The sequence below is a fragment of the Leifsonia sp. NCR5 genome, assembly GCF_002105485.1.
GTDB lineage: Bacteria > Actinomycetota > Actinomycetes > Actinomycetales > Microbacteriaceae > Leifsonia.
Genome location: NZ_NCSR01000034.1, coordinates 22,139 through 31,518, shown reverse-complemented (window position 1 = coordinate 31,518; position 9,380 = coordinate 22,139). Strand labels below are relative to the sequence as shown.

At 68.7% G+C, this 9,380-nt stretch carries 9 protein-coding genes; 7 read left to right on the top strand and 2 right to left on the bottom strand.

Annotated elements, in window-relative coordinates; genetic code table 11:
• Positions 1-28: 28 nt before the first annotated feature.
• From B7438_RS18935 to hemW, 4 genes are all read left to right on the top strand, one after another.
• The gene (locus tag B7438_RS18935; RefSeq protein WP_143466071.1) at positions 29-1,252 is read left to right on the top strand and encodes an amidohydrolase; all 1,224 of its coding nucleotides are present in this window, start codon (positions 29-31) and stop codon (positions 1,250-1,252) included.
• 47 nt (positions 1,253-1,299) lie between these two features.
• Entirely contained in the window at positions 1,300-3,153 is a 1,854-nt protein-coding gene (gene lepA, locus B7438_RS18930; RefSeq protein ID WP_085371236.1) for a translation elongation factor 4, read from the top strand.
• 67 nt (positions 3,154-3,220) lie between these two features.
• Positions 3,221-3,868 (top strand): DUF1990 family protein, encoded by a 648-nt coding sequence (locus B7438_RS18925; protein WP_085371235.1) that lies wholly within the window; start codon positions 3,221-3,223, stop codon positions 3,866-3,868.
• A gap of 1 nt (position 3,869) precedes the next feature.
• Positions 3,870-5,096, top strand: coding sequence for a radical SAM family heme chaperone HemW (gene hemW, locus B7438_RS18920; RefSeq protein WP_085371234.1), 1,227 nt, complete (start codon positions 3,870-3,872; stop codon positions 5,094-5,096).
• A gap of 99 nt (positions 5,097-5,195) precedes the next feature.
• Here the strand turns inward: hemW and B7438_RS18915 are convergent, their stop codons facing one another.
• Positions 5,196-5,576, bottom strand: a complete 381-nt coding sequence (locus B7438_RS18915) for a DUF4870 domain-containing protein (RefSeq protein ID WP_085371233.1) — start codon at positions 5,574-5,576, stop codon at positions 5,196-5,198.
• Positions 5,577-5,728: 152 nt separating this feature from the next.
• The gene (locus B7438_RS18910; RefSeq protein WP_085371232.1) at positions 5,729-6,316 is read right to left on the bottom strand and encodes a DUF4870 domain-containing protein; all 588 of its coding nucleotides are present in this window, start codon (positions 6,314-6,316) and stop codon (positions 5,729-5,731) included.
• 158 nt (positions 6,317-6,474) lie between these two features.
• Between B7438_RS18910 and hrcA the strand changes: the two genes are divergently transcribed.
• From hrcA to B7438_RS18895, 3 genes are read left to right on the top strand one after another with little or no spacing between them, the layout of a single operon-like run.
• Positions 6,475-7,494 carry a heat-inducible transcriptional repressor HrcA gene (gene hrcA / locus B7438_RS18905; protein ID WP_085371231.1) on the top strand — a complete coding sequence of 340 codons (1,020 nt, stop codon included), beginning with the start codon at positions 6,475-6,477 and terminating at the stop codon, positions 7,492-7,494.
• Between the two features lie 28 nt (positions 7,495-7,522).
• Positions 7,523-8,629 carry a molecular chaperone DnaJ gene (dnaJ, locus tag B7438_RS18900; RefSeq protein WP_085371230.1) on the top strand — a complete coding sequence of 369 codons (1,107 nt, stop codon included), beginning with the start codon at positions 7,523-7,525 and terminating at the stop codon, positions 8,627-8,629.
• Between the two features lie 7 nt (positions 8,630-8,636).
• Positions 8,637-9,365 carry a 16S rRNA (uracil(1498)-N(3))-methyltransferase gene (locus B7438_RS18895; protein ID WP_085371229.1) on the top strand — a complete coding sequence of 243 codons (729 nt, stop codon included), beginning with the start codon at positions 8,637-8,639 and terminating at the stop codon, positions 9,363-9,365.
• The last annotated feature ends 15 nt before the right edge of the window (positions 9,366-9,380 follow it).

Genomic DNA, 9,380 nt, shown 5'->3' with positions numbered 1-9,380 from the left:
CCCCCACCCCAGGCGTATGGTCGAAGCCATGACCACAACCTCTTCCGTCGCCATCGTCAACGCATACCTCGTCCCGGTCGCCGGTGACCCGATCGAGAACGGCACCGTCCTCATCCAGGATGGGAAGATCGCCGCCGTCGGCACCAGCGCGGACATCGCGATCCCGGATGGCGTCCGCACGGTCGACGCGAGCGGCAAGTGGGTGCTTCCCGGTTTCATCGAGTCGCACGGTCACGTCGGCATCCACGAGGAGGCCAATGGCCCCGCCGGCGACGACACGAACGAGATGACGACCCCGAACACGGCCGCGGTGCGCGCCATCGACGCCATCAACATCGACGACGAGGGGTTCCGGGATGCGCTGTCCGGCGGCGTCACGTCCATCGTCGTGAAGCCGGGGTCCGGCAACCCGATCGGCGGCCAGACCGTCGCGATCAAGTCGTGGGGCGGCCGCACCATCGACGAGCAGGTGCTGCGTGAGGCCGTGAGCGTGAAGTCCGCGCTCGGCGAGAACCCGAAGCGGGTCTACGGCGGCAAGAACGTCACCCCGAGTACGCGGCTCGGCGTCGCGATGATCATCCGCGAGGCGTTCGTCGACGCCCAGAACTACCGCGCCCAGCGCGACGACGCCGAGAAGGAGGGCAAGCCGTTCGCCCGCGACCTCGGCAAGGAGACGCTGGTGCGCGTGCTCGACGGCGAGCTCGCCTGGGACCAGCACACCCACCGCCACGACGACATCGCCACCGCCATGCGCCTCGCCGACGAGTTCGGCTACCGGCTCGTCATCAACCACGGCACGGAGGCGCACAAGCTCGCCGACGTGATCGCCGAGCGCGACATCCCGGTGATCTTCGGCCCGATGTTCACCTCCCGCTCGAAGGTGGAGCTGCGCGACAGGGCCATCGCCAACCTCGCGAAGATCGCCGCGGCGGGCGTGCGCGTCGCCATCACGACCGACCACCCGGTCGTGCCGATCAACTTCCTGGTGCACCAGGCGTCGCTCGCGGTGAAGGAGGGCCTCCCGCGCGAGACCGCGTTGGAGGCGCTGACCGTGAACCCGGCGTCGTTCCTGAAACTGGACGACCGCGTCGGCTCCCTCACGCCCGGCCTCGACGGCGACGTGGTGGTCTGGTCCGGCGACCCGCTCGACGTCAACTCGCGGGCCGAGCGCGTCTTCATCGAGGGCACGGAGGTCTACCGCTGGGAGGACGGCGCCGGCGTCGTGGTCGAGCGCTCCGAGCGCTTCGCCTGAACCTCGAATAGGAGACGCGCCGGTCCGCATGGGAGAATCGCAGCACAATGTCACCACGAGCTCTGAAGGCCCTCGAGCCCGCCGCGACCGATCCGGCGTTCATCCGCAATTTCTGCATCATCGCCCACATCGACCACGGCAAGTCCACCCTGGCCGACAGGATGCTGCAGATCACCGGCGTCGTCGCCGAGCGCGACATGCGCGCGCAGTACCTGGACCGCATGGACATCGAGCGTGAGCGTGGCATCACGATCAAGAGCCAGGCCGTGCGCATGCCGTGGGGCGACGACGACGGTCAGGCGTTCACGCTCAACATGATCGACACGCCTGGACACGTCGACTTCACCTACGAGGTGTCCCGGTCGCTCGCCGCGTGCGAGGGCGCGATCCTGCTGGTCGACGCCGCGCAGGGCATCGAGGCCCAGACGCTCGCGAACCTCTACCTGGCGCTCGAGAACGATCTCACGATCATCCCGGTGCTGAACAAGATCGACCTGCCCGCCGCAGATCCGGACAAGTACGCCGCAGAGCTCGCCAGTCTCATCGGCGGCAAGCCGGAGGACGTGCTCCGCGTGTCCGGCAAGACCGGGATGGGCGTGGATGCGCTGCTCGACCGGGTCGTGGACCTCATCCCGGCCCCGGTGGGCGTCAAGGACGCTCCGCCGCGCGCGATGATCTTCGATTCCGTGTACGACAGCTACCGCGGCGTCGTCACCTACGTGCGCATGATCGACGGCAAGCTGTCCCCGCGCGAGCGCATCCAGATGATGTCGACCAAGGCCACCCACGAGATCCTGGAGATCGGCGTCTCCGCACCGGAGCCGACCCCGTCGAAGGGTTTGGGCGTTGGCGAGGTCGGCTACCTGATCACCGGCGTGAAGGACGTTCGCCAGTCGAAGGTCGGTGACACCGTCACGTCGGCCGCGAAGCCCGCGACCGAAGCGCTGCCCGGATACACCGAGCCGAAGCCGATGGTCTTCTCCGGCCTCTACCCGATCGACGGCAGCGACTATCCGGAGCTGCGCGAGGCGCTCGACAAGCTCAAGCTGTCGGATGCCGCCCTCGTCTACGAGCCGGAGACCTCCGTCGCCCTCGGTTTCGGGTTCCGCTGCGGCTTCCTCGGTCTGCTGCACCTGGAGATCGTCACCGAGCGCCTCGAACGCGAGTTCGGCCTCGACCTCATCACCACCGCTCCGAGCGTGATCTACGAGGTGACCACCGAGGACAAGAAGGTCATCACGGTCACCAACCCGAGCGAGTTCCCCGGCGGAAAGATCGCCAAGGTCGAGGAGCCGATGGTGAAGGCCGCGATCCTCGCGCCCAAGGACTACGTCGGCGTCATCATGGAGCTCTGCCAGAGCCGCCGAGGCTCGCTGCTCGGGATGGAGTACCTCGGCGAGGACCGCGTCGAGATCCGTTACACGATGCCCCTCGGCGAGATCGTCTTCGACTTCTTCGACCAGCTGAAGAGCCGCACCGCCGGATACGCCTCCCTCGACTACGAGCCCACCGGCCAGCAGGAGGCCGACCTGGTCAAGGTCGACATCCTGCTGCAGGGCGAACAGGTGGATGCGTTCAGCGCCATCGTCCACCGCGACAAGGCCTACGCGTACGGCGTGCTGATGACCGGCCGCCTGCGCGAGCTGATCCCGCGCCAGCAGTTCGAGGTCCCCATCCAGGCCGCGATCGGCGCCCGCATCATCGCCCGCGAGAGCATCAGGGCGATGCGCAAGGACGTGCTCGCCAAGTGCTACGGCGGTGACATCACCCGCAAGCGCAAACTCCTCGAGAAGCAGAAGGAGGGCAAGAAGCGCATGAAGATGGTCGGCCGCGTGGAAGTGCCCCAGGAGGCGTTCATCGCGGCGCTGAGTGGCGACGTGGAGAAGAAGGACAAGAAGTAGGCCATCGTCGCCCGCACCCGATCCGCAGCGTTTTCCCGCACGCAACACGCCAAGTAAAGTTGTCACCATGCGTCGCTCCACGTTCACCGATGAGCCGGTCACCTATGGTGCGGTCGGTGGGACGCAGGCTGCCGACCTGCTTTACTACCCGCCGAAGGGCTACAAGTCGTTCATCCGGCAGGCGCGCATCGGCAGCGGCGAGGAGCGGTTCGCGTCGACCGTCACTGCGCTGATGACCTGGGGCGTGCAGCGTGGGAGCGGCATCAAGGTCACCGAAACCCACGAGGGCACCGGCGTCCAGTATGAGGGTGTCGTGTTCAACCCGGATGGCACGCCCGCGAAGATGCAGGAGCACCGGCCGTCCGAGGCGATCTTCGCCGATGACGGGTCGCCGTATATCGCCAACGGGATGACCGCCGTGCTGAAGATCCCGTTCTGGCCGCTGACCGTGTCGGCGCCGGTGAGGGTGGTGTACGTCATCGACGAGCCGCACCGGGCCGGGTTCGCGTATGGGACGTTGCACGGGCATCCGGAGTCCGGCGAGGAGGCGTTCATCGTCGAGTTGAGGGATGACGGGTCGGTGTGGTTCGTCGTGCGGGCGTTCTACCGGCCGTCGACCACGTTCTACCGGCTGGCGTCGCCTGTTCTTCGGCTAGCGCAGCGCCGCTACACCGCCCGGTATCTGCGGTCGTTGCTTCCCGCCAGGGCGGCCTGAGGTGCCGAGCGCTCTTCCCCTCGGCGACCCTGCACCCGCCGACGGACTGCTGCCGTCCAGCGTGCTCGACGGTGTCGGCGAGCGTGCGTTCGGGGTGTACCTGCACGTTCCGTTCTGCCGCGTGCGCTGCGGGTACTGCGACTTCAACACGTACACCGCCACCGAACTGCGCGGCGTCTCCCAGTCCGAATACGCCGGCCACGCCCAGCGCGAGGTCGCGTTCGCGGCCGCAGCGCTCGACGGCAGCGGACTGCCCGCCCGCTCCGTGTCGACCGTGTTCTTCGGCGGGGGAACGCCGACCATGCTGCCCGCCTCCGACCTGGCCGGGATGCTCGGCGCGGTCCGGGATGCCTGGGGGCTCGCACCGGGGGCCGAGATCACCACGGAGGCCAACCCGGACTCGGTCGACGCCGACTACCTGCGCAGCCTCGCCGACGCCGGATTCACGCGCGTCTCGTTCGGGATGCAGTCGGCCGTGCCGCACGTGCTGGCGACGCTCGAGCGCACCCACGATCCGGAGCGGGTGCCGCTCGTGGTCGAGTGGGCGAGGGACGCCGGGCTGCAGGTGAGCCTCGACCTCATCTACGGGACGCCGGGGGAGTCGCTGGCCGACTGGGAGCGGTCGCTCGACTCGGCCATCGCCTGCCGTCCTGACCACCTCTCGGCGTACTCGCTGATCGTGGAGACCGGCACCAAGCTGGCCAGGCAGATCAAGTCCGGCGTCGTCGCCGAGCCGGACGAAGACCTGCAGGCGGACATGTACGAGCTCGCGGATGCCCGCCTCGCTGCTGCCGGATACGGCTGGTACGAGGTGAGCAATTGGGCGACCGACGACGACCACCGGTCCCGCCACAACCTCGCGTACTGGCAGGGCCACGATTGGTGGGGCGTCGGACCGGGCGCGCACAGCCACGTCGGCGGCGTCCGCTGGTGGAACGTGAAGCATCCCGCAGCGTACGCGGGCCGCGTGCTCGCCGGGGAGTCGCCCGCAGCCGGCCGCGAGACCCTGGATGCGGAGACCAGGCGCGTGGAGCGCGTGCTGCTGCTCACGCGCATCCGGGACGGGATCGCGACCGCTGAGCTCGACCAGTACGGCCGCACGGCGGTGGCCGGGCTGATCGCCGACGGACTGGTGGATGCGCGGGCCGCGCTCCGCGGGACCATCGAGCTCACGCTGTCGGGCCGTCTCCTCGCCGACGCGGTCGTCCGAAGGCTGCTCGACGACTGACACCGTCGCCCTGCGCCGACGACACGCGCCCGGCACACACCGCGGAAACGACGAACGCCCCGGCTCGGAAGCCGGGGCGCGCGACGAAGCGGTCGAACGTCAGCTGACGAACTTGATCGCCACCGGGTAGACGTAATACTGACCCTGGTTGGCCTTGATCGCCGCGATGATGCTGAAGACGATGTTCAGGATGGCCGCAGCAGCGATGATCAGCACGCCGACGAACACGATCGTCAGGATTCCGCCCACGATGTACGCGATGAAGATCGTGATCTGGAAGTTCAGCGCCGTCGCGGTGTGCGCGCGGACGAACGGGCCCTTGTCCTTGAGGACGAGGTAGCCGACGAGCGCCGGGATCCAGTTGAAGATGATGCCACCGATGTGGACCAGGGTCGCCCACAGCTTCTCATCCGAGGGGCTGAGCTGCTGGGACTGGCCTCCGTACGGTGCACCAGGCGGCGGCGGGGGCGTTGCGGACATGTTCTCTCCTTGGCTGCGCCCGGGGTCCGGGCGGGTCGTGGACGGGATCGTCAGCCATAACAGTAGGGCAAAGATCCCGAAACTGGGAAGACGCCGAGAGACCTGGGTCCCTCGGCGCCCTCCGGCGGTGCTCTGCGGCCGTGCTCTGCGCGCTACTTGATGAAGCGGAAGTTGACCGGGTAGCGGTAGGTTCCTCCGCTGTTCACCTTGACGAATCCGAGGATCGAGAACACCAGGTTCACGACATAGAGGATCCAGGGGATGAGCAGGCCGAAGATCAGCCAGCCGAAACCGGTGAACGCCAGGACGGCGCCGACGATCTGGGAGGCGATCCAGACGATGATCCAGGTGATCTGCCAGTTGAGGGCTTCCTTCGACTCCTGGTTGGTCAGCTGACCGCGGTCTTTGAAGACGAGGAAGATGATCAGCGACGGCAGGATCCAGAGGATGCCGCCGAGGTGCGCGAACGACGCCCACTGCTTGTCGGACGCCGCGTCGAGCGGAGCGGCGGCAGGAGCGCCCGCGCCGCCGTACGGCTGCTGCGGCTGCTGACCGTACGGCTGCTGCGGCGGGGGCACCTGGCCGCCGTACGGCTGCTGCGGCTGCGCCGGAGGAACGTTCGGCTGCTGCGGCGGGACCTGACCGTATGGCTGCTGCGGCTGCGCCGGGGGGACGTTCGGCTGCTGCGGGGGAACGCCGTCGCCTTCCGGGTTGACCGGCGGCTGGTTCGGGTCACTCATGGTCGAAGCCTTTCGTGAGGGGCAGGCACGTATTCGGACCTGTGCGCATACCGTACTGCCGCCGCTCCCGGCGGGGCAATGATCGTGTGGGCGTGTCAGCGCGTTATGATTAGCACTCAGGTTCAGTGAGTGCTAAAGGTCTTCGGGAGGCGGGTCGCATGGTTTCTGAGCGGAGCCTCGAGGTGCTGCGCGTCATCGTGCAGGACTACGTCGCGTCACGCGAACCGGTCGGCTCGAAGAGCATCGTCGAGCGGCACGCGTTCGGCGTGTCGGCGGCGACGATCCGCAACGACATGGCCGCGCTCGAAGAGGAAGACCTGATCGCAGCCCCGCACACCTCGTCCGGGCGCGTCCCCACCGACAAGGGCTACCGGCTGTTCGTCGACCACCTCGCCGAGATGCGTCCGCTCAGTCAGGCGCAGCGGCAGGCGATCGAGGTGTTCCTCGGCGAGTCCGTCGACCTCGACGACGTGCTGGCGCGCACCGTGCGGCTGCTGTCGCAGCTGACCAACCAGGTCGCGCTCGTGCAGTATCCGTCTGTGACAAGGTCGCGCATCCGGCACATCGAGCTGGTGACGCTGGCGCCGCGCAGGCTGCTCAGCGTGCTGATCACCGATTCCGGCGCCGTCGAGCAGCGCGTGATCGAGCTCGGCGCCGAGCTGTCGGACGAAGAGGTCGCCGAGATCCGCGGCGCCATCAACGGCGCTGCGGCCGGACTGTCGCTCAGCGACGCGACCGCCAGGCTCTCCCAGCTCCCGGATGCGCTGACCGAGCGCACCAGGGCGCTGGTCGACCCCGTCGCGACGGCGCTCATGGAGCAGATCGCCGCGAACCGCCAGGACAAGCTGGTGATGGCCGGAGCCGCGAACCTCGTGCGTACCGAGCACGACTTCACGGGGAGCATCTTCCCCGTCCTCGAAGCCATCGAGGAGCAGGTCGTGCTGTTGAAGCTGTTCGGCGAGATGGCCGGCGACCAGCACGGGGTGGCGGTGAGCATCGGGCGCGAGAACGCGTCGTTCGGGCTCGCGGAGACCTCCGTGCTGTCGAGCGGCTACACCGCATCCGGGTCGGAGCTGGCGCGTCTCGGCGTGCTCGGCCCGCTCCGCATGGACTATTCGAGCAACATGGCCGCCGTGCGAGCGGTGGCCCGCTACCTCTCCCGCCTGCTCGGCGAATAAGACAACGAACGAGAAGGAAAAGCCGTCTGTGGCCGACCACTACGAAGTCCTGGGCGTTGAGCGCAACGCCACCCCCGATGAGATCAAGAAGGCGTACCGCCGCCTCGCTCGCGAACTGCACCCGGATGTGAACCCGTCCGCCGAGGCGTCCGAGCGTTTCAAGCTGGTCACCCACGCGTACGACGTGCTGAGCGACCCGCAGCAGCGTGAGCAGTACGACCTCGGCCCGCAGGCCGGCTTCGGCGGAGGCGGCCAGAACTTCGGCGGCTTCGGCGACATCTTCGAGACGTTCTTCGGAGGGGGCGGCCAGACCAGAGGGCCGAAGTCCCGCCGCGAGCGCGGCCAGGATGCGCTGCTGCGCGTCGAGGTGGACCTCGACGAGGTCATCTTCGGCACCCACCGCGACCTCGAGGTCGACACCGCCATCGTCTGCGAGACCTGCAACGGCTCGTGCTGCCAGCCGGGCACCGCTCCGGTGACCTGCGACATCTGCCACGGCACCGGCAGCATCCAGCGCTCCGTGCGTTCGCTGCTCGGCAACGTGATGACCTCCACCCCCTGCGGCACCTGCCGTGGCTACGGCACCGTCATCGCGACGCCGTGCGTCACCTGCCAGGGCCAGGGCCGCGTGCGCGCCCGCCGCACGGTTCCCGTGGACATCCCCGCCGGTGTCGACACCGGACTCCGGCTGCAGATGCCGGGCAGCGGCGAGGCCGGTCCCGCCGGCGGCCCGAACGGCGACCTCTACCTGGAGATCAAGGTCAAGCACCACGACGTGTTCAGCCGCGACGGCGACGACCTGCTCTGCACGCTCGAAGTGGCGATGACGGATGCGATCCTCGGCACGACGGCCACGGTCAAGGCGCTCGACGGCGACATCAAGCTGGAGCTGAAGGCGGGCATCCAGAGCGCGGACATCATCACGGTGAAGGATCGCGGCATCACGCACCTGCGCGGCAGCGGCCGCGGCGACCTGCGGGTCGGCATCCAGGTGGTCACCCCGACGAAGCTCGACCACAAGGAGCGCGAGCTGATCAAGCAGTTCGCCTCGACGCACAAGCAGGAGGAGCCGTCGCTGGCCCGCTTCCAGCAGGGTCTCTTCGCCAAGCTGCGCGACCGCTTCCTGAACGTCTGATCCCGGCATGAGCTCGCTCTACCTGCGGGAGGACCTGGAGACGGCGACGGTCGGGGAGCGCCTGTCGATCACCGGCGCGGAGGCGAAGCACGCGGCGACGGTCAACCGCACTCGGCCTGGCCAGACGGTGATGATCGGCAACGGCCGGGGGCTCGTGGCGACGGGCGAGGTGGTGGAGGCGACCAACGCCGCGCTGACCATCGACGTGGCCACGGTGCAGCAGGTCGAGCGCCCTGCGCCCGCCATCACGCTCGTGCAGGCCCTCGCGAAGGGCGACCGTGACGAGCTCGCCATCCAGGCCGCGACCGAATTGGGCGTGGATGCGGTGATCCCGTGGGCGGCATCCCGCTCCGTCTCCCGCTGGGAGGGCCAGAAGGTCGCCAAGGGCCGCGAGCGCTGGGCGACCATCGTGCGCGAGGCGGCGAAGCAGTCGATTCGGGCCTGGGTGCCGGAGGTCGGGGAGCTGGCGTCGACCAAGCAGGTCGCTGCACACTGCGCCGACGCGCGCGTGCTCGTGCTGGAGCCGGACGCGGATGTGCCGCTCACGTCGCTGCAGCCGGATGCGCGCCCTCTCGTGCTGGTGGTCGGCCCGGAGGGCGGCATCGCGCCGTCCGAGCTCGACGCGTTCCGCGGCGCGGGCGCCGAGCTCGTGCGCCTCGGCTCGACCGTGCTGCGCACCTCGACGGCCGGGCCGGCGGCCCTGGCCGTGCTGAACGCATCCATCGGCCGTTGGTGAGGCGTGGCGCTTAAG